The organism is Antiquaquibacter metalliresistens (assembly GCF_029211225.1).
Taxonomy (GTDB): domain Bacteria; phylum Actinomycetota; class Actinomycetes; order Actinomycetales; family Microbacteriaceae; genus Rhodoglobus; species Rhodoglobus metalliresistens.
In genome coordinates, this window is sequence record NZ_JARGEM010000001.1 from 83,371 (window position 1) to 99,286 (window position 15,916).

The window sequence follows — 15,916 nt, forward strand, 5'->3', positions numbered from 1 at the left end:
CCGTGGCATCCGAACGCACCCGCTGGCTCGGCCTCGTCTTCATCAGCGTCGCCGTCGCGCTCATCATCGTCGACTCGACGATCGTCAACGTCGCGATCCCCTCGATCGTCGACGACCTCGGCATCTCCTCGACCCAGGTGCAATGGGTGCAGGAGAGCTACACACTGGTGTTCGCGGCGCTGCTGCTCGTGTTCGGCACGCTCGCCGATCGCTTCGGCCGTAGACGGATCACGCTCATCGGTGTCGCCCTGTTCGCCATCGCATCGGTGTTCGCTGCGCTCGTGACCACGGGCGAACTGCTGATTCTCGCGAGGTTGATCCAGGGCGTCGGCGGCGCCATGATCCTGCCCGCCTCGCTGTCGACCATCAACGCCACCTTCCGCGGGCGGGAGCGCGCCATCGCGTTCGCCGTCTGGGGCTCGACGATCGGCGGCATGGCCGCGGTCGGCCCGCTGCTCGGCGGCTGGCTGACCACCTACTTCTCGTGGCGCTGGGCGTTCGGCATCAATGTGCCGCTCGGCGTGATCATCATCGTCGGCATCCTCGTGACCGTCTCCGAATCACGCGAGGTCGGCGAGCCACGCCGGGTGGATGTCGTCGGAGCCATCCTCTCCGTGCTGCTCTTCGCAAGCCTCGTCTTCGGTCTCATCGAGGGCCGCACCTACGGCTGGTGGTTCAGCGACACCCCGCCGAACTTCTGGACGTTCGGGATCTCGCCGATCCCCTTCGTCTTCGCGCTGACCCTGGTCGCGCTCGCCGCCTTCGTGCTCTGGGGGCTGCGCCGCGAGCGCGAGGGCAAGCCCACGATGCTGGCGTTCGGCCTGCTGCGCATTCCGTCGTTCCGCAACGGCAACATCGCGGCGCTCATCGTCTCGCTCGGCGAGTTCGGGCTCATCCTCTCCCTGCCGCTGTGGCTGCAGAACGTGCTCGGCTACGACGCACTGCAGGCGGGCTTCGTGATCCTCGCCCTCGCGATCGGGTCGTTCGTGGCGAGCGGGTTCGCCGGCGGCTTCGGCAACCGGGTCAGTCCCGTGACGATCGTGCGCGTGGGCATCGTGGCCGAGGTGATCGGCATCCTCATCGTCGCGCTCGGCATCTCACCCACCTCCGAGTGGTGGCAGATCGTGCCGGGCGTCTTCGTCTACGGCTTCGGCGTCGGCCTCGCGACCGCGCAGCTGACGAGCGTCGTGCTCAAGGACGTACCGCTCGATCAGAGCGGCCAGGGTTCCGGCACGCAGAGCACGGCGCGACAGGTCGGCTCGGCGCTCGGCATCGCGGTGCTGGGCACGATCCTGTTCGCCAGTCTGGGTGCGGGGCTGCAGTCCAAGCTGGACGAACGCGACGAGATCCCCGCCGATGTGCGCACCCAGATCGTGGACGCCGTCGTCGACTCGGCGGGCAGTGCCATCCCGAGCCTGGACGATCGGTCGCCGGATGCCGCCGCCGACGCCCGGGCCGCCTTCAGCGACGCGACCCGCCTCGCCGCGTTCTCCGCGGCAGGATTCCTCGCCCTCGGGTTCCTCGCCACCCTGCGCCTCACGGGCTCCGGCCGACGTGAGGAGCACCTCGAGGACTCCACGACCCCGAGCTGAGCGAACGGTCCACCCACATGGGTGAGCCGGGAGCGCTGTATCGGGTCACGCTCCCGGCTCACGTTGGGGGGGGTGCGGGCCACCCGGGGGATGCTGACCCGCACCCGGCTCCTTACTCCTCTTCGGCCTCCATCAACGGGCGACGACGGCGCACCGCCCCGGCGACCATGAGTCCGGCACCGATCGGCACCAGCGCGAGCGCCGGCAGCAGCTGCGAGCTCGGACCTTCACCCGTGTGGGCGAGCGCCGGGCACGAACTGATCGTGCCGGTCGCGGTCCACGTGAGCGGGTCGTACTCCGGCACGTCGACGTACTTGGCGCCGAGCACCGCGTACTCGATGTCGTAGCTCTGCGTGTCGACGACCGTCACGGTGTAGGTACCTGGCGGCAGGTGTGCCGGGGGCACCGCCCACGTCGTGGCGTCGGCGATGAAGGTCACGTCGGTCACGACGCCGCCCGGCCCTTCGACCGTCACCCAGTACTCCCGACCGATCACCAAGCCGGACAGCGTTGCGCCGAGCGAGCCCGCATCGTTGGTCGAGCAGGTCGGCGTGATCGTGATGACCACCTCACCCGGGCACGGTGCGACCGTGAACTGGTAGGTCACGGGGCCGAGTGCGGGCACGTGCTTCCATCCCTCGCTCGTCACGGTGACGGTGTAGTCGCCGGGCACCAGGTAGAGATCCTTCTCCCAGTACGAGGTCCAATCGGCCTGGAACGTCTCGTCACCGTTGGGTCCGCTCACGACGATGTCGTAGGTTCTCCACCAGTCGAGATCGGCGACCCGCACCTCGACCTCGGCGTCGCCACCGATCACCTTGCATTCGTGCTCGACATCGGTCGAGATGTTCGGGCAGACCTGCCAGAGCCACTCGTGCTCATAGGCAACCTTGTGATCGCCGCGGTAGACCTTCACCTCGAAGGCGCCCTCCTCGGCGGCCACGGTGAACGAGGTCTTGCCCCACTTGTCGATCTCGAACTGCTGCTCGACGCCGTTGACGGTGATCGAGTAGTCCAGCCATTCCGCGAACCAGAGATGCTCGACACTCACCACGACCTCGATCGGGCAGACGTTCGTGACGTCGATGTCGATCTCGGGGTCCGGGAAGCACCATCCCCAGCGATCGGTGTCCTGCGAGTACGTGGAGAAGCTCACGTCATTGCAGTTGTTCACCATGCGCTCGGACGAGACCTCCGAGGACGGCTCTTCGACCGTCTCCTCCGCGGGAGGGTTGGCGGCGGCCAGCGCCTCCTCGGCGGCGACTGCGGCAGCCTCGAGCTCTTGCGCCGTCGCGAGCGCCGCGGCAGCGGCAGCCTCGGCTTCGGCGGCAGCGGCCTCGGCCGTGAGCGCGGCAGCATCCGCTGCCTCGAAGGCGGCCTGGGCCTCGGCGGCGGCGGTCTGCAGAGCAGGGTCATCCGGCGATGCGGCCAACGCGTCGGCTGCCGTGGTCGCGGTCGCGGAGGCGGAGTCGGCAGCAGCGCGTGCTGATGCCGCACTCTCGGCGGCGGCCGCGGCATCCGTCTGGGCCTGGGCGGCCGTGGCGTGCGCGGCGTCGGCGGCCGCCCTCGCCTCCTGCGCAGCCGTCGTGAGGTCGGTCAGGTCGTCGGCGGCGGCGGGCAGCGCCGGGAGCAACGCCAGCGAGGCGGCGGCGAGGACCGCCGTGCAGAACGCTGCAAGACTCCTCGGCCGCACGGCGCCGTGCGGGTATCGGGTAGACATTCGTGCCTCATTTCCTGGGAACGGACCCCGGGCAGTCGCATACAAGCACCGGGCCCCGGGTGATCAGGGGGTGAGGGATGGGTGATCCGGGGTGAGACCCGGTACGAAAGTGGGGGATGCTCAGGGTCAGTCGGCGAGGCCGAATCGCGCCGCCCGGTCGAGCGCCTCATGCCGGTTCGATGCGCCGAGCTTGCGATAGATGCTGCGCACCTGCGCCTTGACCGTGTTGGGCGAGACTCGGAGCTGCGATGAGATCTGCCGCCGCGTCTCACCCGCCGCGATCCGCGCCAGAACGATGCGCTCGCGGGAGCTCAGCGGCGCGATGTCGGGAGCCGCTCCCACCGCGGCGCCCGCGAGCACGTCGAGCACTTCGCGGGACTCGGGGGGCTGCGGGCGCGCGGCCGCGTCCTCGAGCATCCCCGCGAGCCGAGTCGGAGGGATCACCTGGAAGTGCCGTCGCCACCCGGTGCGCGCCGCTTGCATCAGCACGCGATCGAACGTCTCGCCCGCCGTGATGGCGTCACCCAAGGCATCGTGCGCCGCCGCACGCAGCACCTCCACCGCGGCGAGGGAACGCGGCGCGTGCCGATCGCCCATCGCCCTGCACGGCGCGGTCAGCTCGAGCACGCCGTCATGGTCCGCCGAATGCAGGGCGAGCCGGGCCGGCGCCACGGCCGGGCAGTCCGCGTGCCGGGTGTGCAGGGGGTTCTTCTTCGGCAGCCCGGCCACCGCATCCCGCGCGGCGCCGAACGAGCCGAGTCGGATCAACGCCGCGACGCGTTCGCCGTCGTGCAGGGCGCGCAGCAACGCCGGGGACTGCCAGTCGTGTGTGACGAAGACGACGGAACGCAGCACATCGAGCCTTTCCAACTCCGTGGTGATGTCGGCCGACATCGCCCGCAGCTGCAGGACGAAGGCCTCGAACTCCGTGCCGCCCGCAATGGCTTCGAGCCGGTCGATCGTCGAGCCGGCCCGCACATGCTCGCCGTCGTCGAGGGCGACCAACGCGTCCGCGAGCAGTGCCGGTGCCACCTCGAGCCGATCGGCGCCGCCGCCCATCGGAACCGCGGCGAGATGACGTGAGGCATCGGCCGCGCCGCCCAAGAAGTAGTCAACGACGACGAGCCAGCCCCTCGCCTCGACGAGCCCGGGCACCTCGAGTGCACCCGCCAGGCCGAGGCCGTGACGGATCTGGCGACTCGCTGCATCCAGTTCGCCCATGAGTGCGAGGCACGCCCCCTCCTCGAAGAGGGTGCGCGCCTCCAGATCCAGCCGCACGCCCACGCGGAACGGCGCGGCCGCGACCAGCTGACGCGCGACCAGCGCCTGCGCCCGGGCGTCGGCGAGGCGCCCGAGTCCCCGCATCGAGCGAGCCCGCCCGAGGGCGACGAGCACCAAAAGGTCGGGCCGCGCCTCGATCAGCCGGGATGCCGCATCCAGATAGGCGAGCGCGGCGAAGTGGTTGCTGTCCGGCGCCTCGCGGAAGGTCGCGGCGAGCGCCACCAGCAGTGCGGGATCGTTCTCCCAGCACGACTCGGGCAGCGAGGTGATGCGCTCCGCGAGCTCCGCGGCCCGGTCCGGCAGGTAGTGCTCCCAGGCCGTAGCCATCCTCTCCGTCGCCTCCTCATAGGAGGTGGAGCGGACCAATGCGAGAAACTCGTCATCAAGGGCGTCGATGGGGGGCACGACAGCTGCTTCGGGTAGCGGTCCCCCAAAAGGGGGACGTCTGCGAACTGTAGCACCGAGCCGGAGTTTCCGAAAACCCCCACTTTCCGAAGCCCGTGGGGTCGAGCAGGCGTCAGGCCGAGGCGGGCCTCCCGGCCTTCGCCGGAGCCTTCTCCTCCTCGGGCAGCGTGCCGGCGGCACGCTGGGCCGCGTAATACGCCCGCGCCTCATCCTGCCTGGCCTGCTCGGCGCCGAGCGCGATCGGTGCACCGATGAGCTCCGGCGTGAACTCGAACGCGGCGACGAGGTCGAGGGCATGCGCGCGCAGTCGGGGCAGCAGGCGGTCATCGATGTAGCTCGTGACGGCCTGGATGCGCTGCGCCGAGATCCGCCCATAGGTCAGGTACCACGCCGCGTGCTGCTCGATCAGACCGAGCCCGAAGAGGTCGCGCAACCAGGTGAGCACCTGCTTCGTGCCGGCATCCTGAATGTCGTCCAGCGCATCCGTGAACGCCTCCCACTGCAGCAGCTCACCGTGCGCCCGGGCCGCCTCGATGAGCGCGTTCTGGTTGCTGTTGAACAGTGCGGCCGCTTCGGCCTTCGGCAGCTTGTTCGCGTTGCGCAGGCGACCGGCGATCTCCGCGACCATCGTCTGCACCCGGTCGGTGAGCAGCTGGCGCTGCGAGTCGGTGTCACGGATGTAGCCGACCGAACGTGCCGTCGAGCCGAAGTCGCGCACCTTCTGCGCGAAGCTGCGCAGCCCGGTGCGGTTGATCGCGGCATCCCCGACCTGGTCGGCGACGAACGCGGCCATCGCACCCGCGTCGAGGCTCGCGAACTTCTTCGAGTAGTCGGTGAGCAGTCGCTTGGCGACCAGCTGCAGCAGCACGTTGTTGTCGCCCTCGAACGTCACGTAGATGTCGAGGTCGGCGCGCAACTGCGTGAGCCGGTTCTCGGCGAGGAATCCGGCGCCGCCGCACGCCTCGCGCGCCTCTTGCAGGATGTCGAGCGCGGCCCAGGTGGAGAGCGGCTTGAGGGCCGCCGCGAGCGTCTCGAGGTCTTGGCGGTCGGCATCCGTGTCGTGCGCACCGCTGAAGACGTCGTCGAACTTCTCGAGGAAGCGCTCGTGCGCGAACGACATCGCGTAGGTCGTCGCCAGGCGGGTCAGCAGGCGGCGCTGGTGCCGCTGGTAGTCGAGCAGCACTTCCTCGTCGGTGTCGCTGCCCGCGGTGAACTGCCGGCGCTGCGTCGCGTAGGTGATCGCGATCGTCAGCGCGGCCTTCGAGGCGACCGTCGCGGCTCCGTCGAGCGAGACGCGACCCTGCACGAGGGTGCCGAGCATCGTGAAGAACCGCCGACCCGGGCTCGCGATGGGCGAGCTGTAGGTGCCGTCTTCCGCGACGTCGCCGTAGCGGTTGAGCAGGTTCACGCGCGGCACCCGCACGTGGTCGAAGTGCAGCCGGCCGTTGTCGATGCCGTTGAGGCCGCCCTTGAGGCCGTCGTCCTCGCCGCCGACGCCGGGCAGGAAGCCGCCCTCGTCGCGGATCGGCACGTAGAAGGCGTGCACGCCGTGGTTGACGCCCTTCGTGATGAGCTGGGCGAAGACGACGGCTGCCTGTCCGTGCAGGGCGGCGTTGCCGAGGTAGTCCTTCCACGCCGCGCGGAACGGTGTGTGCAGCACGAAGTCGCCGGCCTCGGGATCGTAGGTGGCCGTCGTGCCGATCGCCGCGACATCCGACCCGTGGCCGGTCTCGGTCATCGCGAAGGCGCCGGGCACCTCCAGCGTCATGATCTTCGGCAGCAGGGTCTCGTGGTGCAACGCCGTGCCCAGGTGCAGCACCGCCGCGCCGAACAGGCCCCACTGCACGCCCGACTTGATCTGTAGGCTGGGGTCGGCGAGCACGAGCTCCTCGAAGCCGGCGATGTTGCCACCGTGGTTGTCCTGGCCGCCGACGGAGACCGGGAAGGCGCGCTGCACGGCGTTCTCCTGCACGAGCAGGTGCAACTGGGTGAGCACGCGTTCGCGATGCTCGGCCATCGACTGGCCGGGGATGCGCTGGATCTCGGGGCGCGCAGCGAGCGCGCGGGCGGTGCGGCGGATGTCGGCCCAGCGACCGAGGAGCTGTTGGCCGAGCGCGGAGACGTCGACGGTCGGAGCCTCGTCAACGGCGGACGCGGCGGCTGTGCGATCGGCAATCTGGCTCATGACACCACGCTACGTCCGGGGTTCGGAGCGCGCCAGCCACCGGTAGGGAGCCACCAAACAGCCGCGACCGGCCCGCCCGACCGTTGGTGGATTCCTGCAAAGAACCCCAGGTCGAGTTGTGGAGTTGCGCCGGGGTGACGTCAGCCCAGGAGCGACTTCATCTGGCTGGCGATCAGCAGGGTCGCACGGCGCGGCGCCAGGCGGGCGAGACGGTCCATGAGGCGCGCATCGCCGCCGATGGTCGCCCGGAAGGCGCCCTTCTCCATCGCCTGGACGATCTGACGCCCGGCATCCGCCGCGCTCGTCGCCTTGGGCTGCTTGCCCGTGCTCGCCGCCATCCGCGGCATGTCGACGCCGGAGTTCGTCGTGATGTTCGTCGCGACCCCACCGGGGAAGACCACCGTCACCGCGAGCGGTGTGCCCTGCGTCTCCGCGAACAGCGCCTCGGTGAACAGCTTGACCGCAGCCTTGCTCGCGCCGTATGCGGCCTGACCCGGAACGGGGAGGAAGCCGCCCATGCTCGAGACGTTCAGCAGGCCCGACTCGGGCCGTGCCAGCAGGTGCGGCAGGAATGCCTTCGACATGTTGACGACGCCCCAGAAGTTGACGTTCATCACACGCTCGATCACGTCGAAGCCGAGCTCCTCGAGCTTCACGAACGGTTGGATGATGCCGGCCACGTTGAAGAGGCCGTCCACCTGGCCGTGGGCCTTGATCACCGTATCCGGCAGCGCGAGCACCGCGTCCCGATCGGCGACGTTGACGGCATGGGTCGTGAGTCGGCCTTCCGTTGCGCCGGCGAGCGCGACCGTCTCGGCGAGACCGGCCTCGCTCAGATCGACGGCGGCGACTCGAGCACCGCGCTGGATGAGCTGAAGCACCACCTCGCGGCCCATCCCGTTACCACCGCCGGTGACGACGAATACCTTGTCGGCGATCTGCATGGCGTGGCTCTCTTCTCTTCGCAGCGGACAACAGTGTCCGGTTAAGTATGCACCTCGATGCCCAGGAGGCGCCATGCCCCGGCGCTGACGGCTTCCCGAGTCCCCTCGACCGATCCCGCAAGCGCCCCCGCGACCATGCGGATCGCAAGCAGCACGTCGTCGACGGTGTAGTGCGCCGGCACCGTTCCCGACCGCACACCCTCGACGATGGTCGCCTCGATGACCGCCCGGATTCGCACCCCGAGGCTCGCCCAGTCGGGTTCCTGCGCGAGCGGCGCGAGAAGCTCCAGGAAGGCGACGGATGCCCTGGCCTGCTCAGTGACGAGTGCGAGCACCTGCGCAAGAGTTCCGCCGCGGGCCGTCAGCGCCTCGATCTCGGCCAGCCCCTGATCGAAGGCCGCGTATGCGAGCGACGCCCTGGTGGGAAAGTGACGATAGAGACTGCCCTGTCCCACTCCCGCGCGCTTGGCGATGGCGTTCAGCGGCGCGTTCAGACCCTGCTCTGCGAAGATCTCGCCGGCGGCTCGAATGATCGCCGCTCGGTTCTGCGCGGCGGCGGCTGGACCCCGGTTGACGCGTGCATTCGTACCCATCGGCTGAAGTCTACGGTGGGGCGTCTAGGCTTGATCAATGGCTACTGTCGCCCTCACCGCCGACGGATTCGGCGAGACCGTCACCGCCCCCGGCATCACGCTCGTCGACTTCTGGGCGGAATGGTGCGGCCCCTGCCGCCAGTTCGCGCCGATCTTCGAGGCCGCCTCCGAGGCGCATCCCGAGATCACCTTCGGCAAGGTCGACACGGAGGCCGAGCGCGAGCTCGCCGGTGCGGCGGGGATCACGTCGATCCCGACGCTCATGGCGTTCCGCGACGGCATCCTGGTGTTCTCGCAGCCCGGCGCCCTCCCGGCACCCGCACTCGAACAGGTCATCGCCGCCGTCGAGGCTCTCGACATGGACGAGGTGCGCGCCAAGGTGCAGGAGCTGGGCGGGGAGCCGGCCGAGGAGAGTTGACCGGTGCGTTGAGCGCGGCGCCCTCTCAGGTGCGCGCCAGCCGGTACAGCACGTGCGACCTCACCGGACTGCCGACCGGCACCGCAGGATGCTCGAAGTCGCCGCTCGGATCCCGCACCATTCCGATGCGCTCCATCACCCGCATCGACGGCAGGTTCGAAGCGGCCGTGAACGACACGAGCTCGGCCAGATCGAGGCCGTCGAACGCGTGGTCGACGACCGCGAGCGCGGCCTCTGTGGCGTAGCCGTGCCCCCAGGCGTGGCGCGCGAAGCGCCAGCCGATCTCGGTGGCGGGTGCACACGGCAGGTCGTCGGCGACGGTGCTCAGCCCGGTGAAGCCGAGGAACTCGCCGTCGAGGTCGACGGCCCAGAGGCCCCAGCCGCGAGACTCGAGCGCCGAGGAGATGCGCTCGAACGCGGCATCCGACTCGGCGCGCGTGAGCACGGAGGGGAAGTGTCGCCGAACCTCGGGGTCGGCGTTGAGCGCCGCCCACGGTTCGCGGTCGGACTCGCGCCACTGCCGCAGCAGCAGGCGCTCGGTGCGGATCACGCCGCAGCGGCGACGACCGCGAGCACGGCATCCCCGTAGGTCTCGAGCTTCTTCTCGCCCACGCCCGTGATCTGGCCGAGCTCGTCGAGCGTCGAGGGTTTGGTGACCGAGATGCCGCGCAGCGTGGCATCCCCGAACACGATGTAGGCGGGCACGCCCTGCTCGCGCGCGGTCTCGGCGCGCCAGGAGCGCAGCGCCTCGAAGAGCGGCAGCGCCTCACCCGGCAGGTCGGCGGCGACAGCGCGCTTGGCGGCCTTCGAGCGCTTGGGAGCCTCCTTGCGCAGGCTCACCGTGCGCGAGCCGTCGAGCACCGCGGCGCTGGCCTCGGTGAGCACGAGGATGCCGTACTCGCCCTGCACCGCGAGCAACCCCTGGGCGAGCAACTGTCGCACCACCCCGCGCCACTCGGCCTCGGCGAGGTCCTGACCGATGCCGAAGGTCGCGAGGCTGTCGTGACCCTCCTTCGTGACCCGGTCGGTCTGCTTGCCGAGCAGGATGTCGATGAGGTGGCCGCCGCCGTAGCGCTGGTTGCGCTCCCGTTGCAGTCGCACGACGGTGGAGAGCAGCTTCTGGGCGGGCACCGTGCCGTCCCAGCTCTCGGGCGGCGAGAGGCACGTGTCGCAGTTGCCGCACGCCTGGGACTCCTGGCCGAAATAGGCCAGCAGCTGCACCCGCCGGCACTCGATCGTCTCGCAGAGGGCGAGCATCGCGTCCAGGTGCGCGGTGAGGTTGCGGCGGTGCGCGAGGTCGCCCTCGGACTGGTCGATCATGCGCCGCTGCTGCACGACATCTTGCAGACCGTAGGCGAGCCAGGCGGTCGCGGGCGCACCGTCGCGACCCGCGCGACCGGTCTCCTGGTAGTAGCCCTCGACGGACTTGGGCAGGTCGAGGTGGGCGACGAAGCGCACATCGGGCTTGTCGATGCCCATGCCGAAGGCGATCGTGGCCACCATCACCATGCCCTCTTCGCGCAGGAACCGGGACTGGTTGCGGGCACGCACCCCCGAGTCGAGGCCGGCGTGGTACGGCAGCGCCGGGATGCCCTGCTGCACGAGGAACTCGGCCGTCTTCTCCACGGAGTTGCGGGACAGGCAGTAGACGATGCCGGCATCCCCCGGGTGCTCGGTGCGGATCAGGGACAGCAACTGCTGCAGCGGCTGCTGCTTGGACTCGATGCGGTACTGGATGTTGGGCCGGTCGAAGCTCGACACGAACTGCCGTGCGCCCGTGAGGTCCAAGCGAGAAGCGATCTCCTTGCGGGTCGCCTCCGTCGCGGTCGCGGTGAGCGCGATGCGCGGCACGGCCGGCCAGCGCTCGTGCAGCATCGAGAGCCGCAGGTAGTCGGGCCGGAAGTCGTGGCCCCACTGCGAGACACAGTGCGCCTCGTCGATCGCGAACAGCGCGATGTTGCCGCGATCGAGCAGGTCGAGCGCGGACTGGGTGCCGAGCCGTTCGGGCGCCAGGTAGAGCAGGTCGAGCTGACCGGCGAGGAACGCGGACTCCACCCGGGCGCGTTCGTCGGGCGACTGGGTGGAGTTGAGGAACTCGGCGCGGGCCCCGACGGCGGCGAGGGCATCCACCTGGTCTTGCATGAGCGCGATGAGCGGGGAGATGACCACACCGGTGCCCTCGCGCACGAGCGCCGGGATCTGGTAGCACAGCGACTTGCCGCCGCCCGTGGGCATGAGCACGAGGGCGTCACCGCCGTCGATCATGGTCTGGATGATCTCCGCCTGCTGGCCGCGGAACGCGGAGTACCCGAAGGTCTTCTCCAGTACGGCGAGGGCGGGGGTCATGCTCCCACTGTACGAGGGAGAGCCGACCTGAGCCGTGCCCTCCCCCGCACCGGTGGAACTAGAACGTGATCACGACGGAGGGGAAGCCCCACGAGGGTTCAACCTGCTCGTTGCCGAGGTAGCGCGCCGTCAGCAGGTGCACGCCGCGATCCAGCCCCTCGATCGGCAAGGTGACGCGCCCCGCATCGCCTGGCTCGAGCACGACCCTGGTGAGCTCCCGCGAGCCGTCGTAGATCACCACCTCGCCGGTCGGCTCGACGCCCTCCGCCGCCTTGACCGTGACGGTGTAGTTCAGCGGCTGGTTGCCGAAGACGAGCAGCCGACTCGCGGTGCCCGTGGTGCGGCTGTCGAGCAGCGCGACCGACTTGCCCGCCGTCGTCGCCGTGCCGTCGGCGTAACCGGCCGCACTCGCGGTGACGGTCACGGTGAGCTCGGCGCCGGCATCCTCGACCGTGACGACGTAGCGCTCGCCCGTCGCGCCCTCGATCGGCACGCCGTCGCGGTTCCACTGGTAGGCGAAGGACGCATCGCGCACGCTCCACTTGCCCGGCTGCACCGTGAGGGTGCGGCCCACCTTCGCCGCCCCCGCGATCTTCGGCGCCTTCTCGTTGACGATCGCCTCCGCGTTCGAGGTGACCTCGATCGGCACATCGATCGAGGATCCGCTCGCCGGCACCGCGATGCTCAACAGCAGCTGACCACTCGGCGTCCCCTCCGGGATCGTGACGGTGGCGGATGCCCGCCCCACCTCATCCGTCGTGTCGACGATCGCGGGGTCGATCACCGCGGAGCCGAGCTCGCTCCCGCCGGCGCTCACCGTCACCGTGCCCTCGCGCGGCCCGTCCCGGGTCAGCAACAGGGAGGACAAGTTCAGCGTCAGTTGGTCACCGGGCGAGTACCCGTCGGCGTCCGGCGCGGAGAGCGTGACACCGATCGAGCGCTGCGCGTAGTCGGGGTCGGCGCTCTCGAACTCCTCGAAGTAGTCGACCATGCTCTGCAGGTCGACCTTGCCGGTGTCCGTGGGGTTCGCGCCCTGCGCGAGCGTGACGAAGTTGTCACCCCCGGCCGCGAGGAACGAGTTCGCCGCCACCGTGTACATGGCCGCCGGGTTGATGAGCTCGCCGTCGATCCACACCGCGGTGATGCGGCTGCCCGCCGGTGCGGCCGGGTCGTAGCTGTACTCGAGGTTGCTCGAGACGCCGAGCTTGAGGAACGGGCGGCTCGCCCCAGCGGGCTGCCACTGCTCCTCGAGCACCTGCTTCACTTGCGCGCCCGTGAGTTCGGTCGTGAACAGCGTGTTCGCGAACGGCTGCACGCCGGCCGCCTCCGCGTAGGTCACGACGCCCTCGGCATCGCCCGGCTGGGCCGGGTTGGCGGCGAACTTGAGGTCCGCGCGCAGACCACCGGGGTTCATCACCGAGATCTCGGCGCCGTTCTCCTGCGTGGCCCACAGCTGCACGTCGGCGACGAAGTTGCCGAGCGTCGACTCCGCGCCTCGGTTCTCCGAACCACCGGATTGCACGCCCCGGTTGAAGTCGGCGGACACCTCGCCGAGCGGCACCGAGCCGAGCTCCGTCGCGACCGCGGTCGCCTCCGCGACGATCGCGGCGACCTCCGGGTCGGGGGTGAAGCCCGCGAGCGGCAGCACGTCCGCCGTGATGCTCAGCAGGTCGCCGGTCTCGGGGTCGATCGACAGCGCCGTGTGGCTGTACTTCTCGCCGTACTGACCGGAGGAGAGCACCGGACGCACGCGATCGGTTCCGGGGATCGGCACCTCGTGGTCGTAGGCGAGGTGCGTGTGGCCGGAGATGATCGCGTCGATGTTCGCGTTCGCGCCGGTGACGATCTGACCGAAGGCCGAGTCATCCGTGGCGCTCGCGATGTCGGTCGTGACCGCACCCTCGTGCACGAGCAGGATGATCACGTCCGCCTCGCCGTTGGACTCGTCGCCGTCGCTGAGCTGATCGGCGACCCGGTTGACGGCGGGCACCACCGGCCCGACGTCGAGCGTCGCGATGCCGGCGGGGCTCACGAGGCTCTCGAGCTCGTCGGTGACGGCGCCGACGAAGCCGACGGAGACATCCCCGTAGTCCTGTACCCAGTACTCCTGGTACGCGGGCTCGTCGGTGCCCTTCTCGTAGAGGTTCGCAGCCAGGTAGTCCCAGTCGATGTACGGCAGGATGCGGTCGTCCACGTCCGTGCGACCCTGGTCGAACTCGTGGTTGCCGAACGCGCTCGTGTCGAGCCCGATCTCGTTGAGGATGTCGAGGGTCGGGATGTCGTCCTGGATGAACGAGGTGAACGTCGATGCCCCGATGAAGTCGCCGGCACCCACGAACAGGGTGTTGGGGTTGTTCGCCCGGTAGGAGTCGACCATGCCGCCCATCACCGCGGCACCCGCCACGGCACCGTTGGCCTCGAGCCGACCGTGGAAGTCGTTGACGCTCACGATGTCGACCGCAACCGGAGCCGGTGCGGAGCTGAAACCGACCTTGATCGGGTCGTGGTCGCTCGAGCGGAACGGTGTGCCGGCCTCGGTCGCGCCGTACGCGTAGCCGCGATCCGACCACTCCGGCGCGTTGATCGTCCACACGTCGACACCGGTCACGGCGGCCGCGAGCGAGCCGCTCACGTAGGCATGGTCGAGCGAGCCGAGCTCGCCGTTGAACGTGTAGGTGTACTCGTCGGTCGCGTCCGGGACGAGGTCGGTGAAGCCCGCACCGGTGATGACCTGGCTCGGGTCCTCCTCGTGATACGCATTGAAGTCACCGAGCAGGATGACGTCGGCACCCTTGGCAGGATCGGCCTCGATCTCGTCGACGAAGGCCATGAGACGCGTGGCCTGCTCCACCCGCTCCGCGGTGAAGAAGCCCTGCAGGTCGGCCGGCTCCGGGGCGGTGTTGCCGTCCGGCGGGGTCTTCGACTTGAAGTGGTTCGCGACCACGGTGACGGTCTTGCCGTCGACGTCGAAGGTCTGCGCGAGCGGTTCGCGGGCGATGTCCCACACCGCCTCGTCGACGTCGGCGAAGCTCGCACCCACCGGCGTCGCGCTCGCCGTCTGATAGATGATGCCGTTGGTGATCACGTCGACGATCGCCGGGTCGGTCAGCTCCGCCGGGGTGGGGACGTAGGCCCAGGTGCCGGCCCCGGCGGCCGCGTTGAGCGCGCCGACGAGATCGGCAATCGCCTCGTCGACCGGCTCGCCGAGCTTGAGCGAGTTCTCGATCTCCTGGAGCGCCACGACATCGGCGTCGAGGTCGAGAATCGCGGCGACGATCTTCGACTGCTGGATCGCGAACTGCTCCGGGGTGTCCGCCCCGCGGGCGTCGCCGCCGAAGGTGGTGAAGTAGTTGAAGACGTTGAAGGCGCCGATGGAGAAGTCGCCGCCGACCTCGGCGGGGGCATCCGTTCGCGGGTTCAGCGACTCCCAGGTCGGCTCGTACGCGACGTACTCGGCGGGTGAGGTGGAGCTCAGCGGACGCTGCGGCTGCAGTCGCCAGTCGTTGAATCCCCAGCTGAGCACCATTCCGGCGGAAGGCCCGACGTAGCGGTCGCCGTTGCGCACCACGGTCGCGGTCTCGAAGTAGGGCTGGTCGCCGGGGTGGGCGCCGTTGGAGATCTGCAGGCTGTACCCGTCGTCGAGCAGCAGCCGACTGGCGGCGTTGGCCGCGGCGATCGCGTTGGCGGCGTCACCGGCATCCGTCGTCTCGGTGGCCTTGACCCGCATGCCGCCGGTGCTCATCCAGAGCGTGCCGAAGTTGTAGAGTTGGTGGCTCGAGGTCAGGTACGCGCTCTCGGGGGCCACGAGCATGCCCTCGAAGGCCTCCCGCGCCGCGCCGACGACACTGTCGGGCAGCACGGTGGCCGCTGGGAGCCCGGCACCGGGCGTGAGCACCTCGACGCCCGCGGCGTCGGCGATCGTGATCTGGGTCTGGCCCTGGTATTCGCCGGCCGTGCCCGTGATGCTCACCAGGTCGCCGATCTCGCCGGCGGGGTCGTGGTTGCCGGTGAAGACGAAGATGCCGTCGGATGCCCCGGCCACCGCCCCAGCGTTCGGATCCTGCACGAACAGCCCCCGGTACCCGCTGCCGGTCGGCGCGGTGAGGTCCGCGGTGATCACGCCGTGCACGGTGACGAGGCTGCCGCCGACCGGCGTGCTCTCCCCGGTGCCCTGCACCTCGGCGATGGTCGTGGTGGCGTCGGCGGCGACAGCGGGCGCCGCCGTGAGCGTGCCCAGCCCGAGGGCGACGACGATGGCGGTGAACGCGGCGGCTGGCCTGAGGCGTGACATGAGCGGATGGTCTCCCTGGTCGTGCGAACGGTGATCATCGGGTTCTACCCCCTTATGGGGGGTTCAGCTCACCGTACGTCGCTCGAGGGAGGATGTCGAGGGCAGCACCAGAGATTCACCCAACGGCAACCGGGCGCGCGG

General features: G+C 69.8%; 10 protein-coding genes. 2 read left to right on the forward strand and 8 right to left on the reverse strand.

Annotated features, from left to right (window positions below):
* The first annotated feature begins 2 nt into the window (after positions 1 to 2).
* Positions 3 to 1,592 carry a DHA2 family efflux MFS transporter permease subunit gene (locus PYV02_RS00385; RefSeq protein ID WP_275755045.1) on the forward strand — a complete coding sequence of 530 codons (1,590 nt, stop codon included), beginning with the start codon at positions 3 to 5 and terminating at the stop codon, positions 1,590 to 1,592.
* A 112-nt stretch (positions 1,593 to 1,704) separates the two neighbouring features.
* On the opposite strand, the gene PYV02_RS00390 is transcribed toward PYV02_RS00385, so the two are convergent.
* From PYV02_RS00390 to PYV02_RS00410, 5 genes are all read right to left on the reverse strand, one after another.
* Positions 1,705 to 3,312 (reverse strand): hypothetical protein, encoded by a 1,608-nt coding sequence (locus PYV02_RS00390; RefSeq protein ID WP_275755047.1) that lies wholly within the window; start codon positions 3,310 to 3,312, stop codon positions 1,705 to 1,707.
* A 126-nt stretch (positions 3,313 to 3,438) separates the two neighbouring features.
* Positions 3,439 to 4,920 carry a helix-turn-helix transcriptional regulator gene (locus PYV02_RS00395; protein ID WP_275755049.1) on the reverse strand — a complete coding sequence of 494 codons (1,482 nt, stop codon included), beginning with the start codon at positions 4,918 to 4,920 and terminating at the stop codon, positions 3,439 to 3,441.
* Between the two features lie 190 nt (positions 4,921 to 5,110).
* Positions 5,111 to 7,183: an acyl-CoA dehydrogenase family protein gene (locus PYV02_RS00400; RefSeq protein WP_275755050.1), complete on the reverse strand. Its 2,073-nt coding sequence runs from the start codon at positions 7,181 to 7,183 to the stop codon at positions 5,111 to 5,113.
* A 140-nt stretch (positions 7,184 to 7,323) separates the two neighbouring features.
* On the reverse strand, positions 7,324 to 8,127 hold the full coding sequence (locus tag PYV02_RS00405) for an SDR family NAD(P)-dependent oxidoreductase (RefSeq protein ID WP_275755052.1): 804 nt from the start codon (positions 8,125 to 8,127) through the stop codon (positions 7,324 to 7,326).
* Positions 8,128 to 8,168: 41 nt separating this feature from the next.
* Positions 8,169 to 8,720, reverse strand: a complete 552-nt coding sequence (locus PYV02_RS00410) for a TetR/AcrR family transcriptional regulator (protein WP_275755054.1) — start codon at positions 8,718 to 8,720, stop codon at positions 8,169 to 8,171.
* 37 nt (positions 8,721 to 8,757) lie between these two features.
* Here PYV02_RS00410 and PYV02_RS00415 point away from each other — a divergent pair, with 37 nt between their 5' ends.
* Positions 8,758 to 9,138: a thioredoxin family protein gene (locus tag PYV02_RS00415; RefSeq protein ID WP_275755056.1), complete on the forward strand. Its 381-nt coding sequence runs from the start codon at positions 8,758 to 8,760 to the stop codon at positions 9,136 to 9,138.
* A gap of 25 nt (positions 9,139 to 9,163) precedes the next feature.
* On the opposite strand, the gene PYV02_RS00420 is transcribed toward PYV02_RS00415, so the two are convergent.
* From PYV02_RS00420 to PYV02_RS00430, 3 genes are read right to left on the reverse strand one after another with little or no spacing between them, the layout of a single operon-like run.
* Positions 9,164 to 9,688, reverse strand: coding sequence for a GNAT family N-acetyltransferase (locus PYV02_RS00420; protein ID WP_275755058.1), 525 nt, complete (start codon positions 9,686 to 9,688; stop codon positions 9,164 to 9,166).
* Positions 9,685 to 11,484 carry a DNA helicase RecQ gene (gene recQ / locus PYV02_RS00425; RefSeq protein WP_275755060.1) on the reverse strand — a complete coding sequence of 600 codons (1,800 nt, stop codon included), beginning with the start codon at positions 11,482 to 11,484 and terminating at the stop codon, positions 9,685 to 9,687. Before recQ ends, PYV02_RS00420 begins: the two co-directional genes overlap by 4 nt.
* A 58-nt stretch (positions 11,485 to 11,542) precedes the next feature.
* Positions 11,543 to 15,775, reverse strand: coding sequence for an ExeM/NucH family extracellular endonuclease (locus PYV02_RS00430; protein WP_275755062.1), 4,233 nt, complete (start codon positions 15,773 to 15,775; stop codon positions 11,543 to 11,545).
* Positions 15,776 to 15,916: the final 141 nt, after the last annotated feature.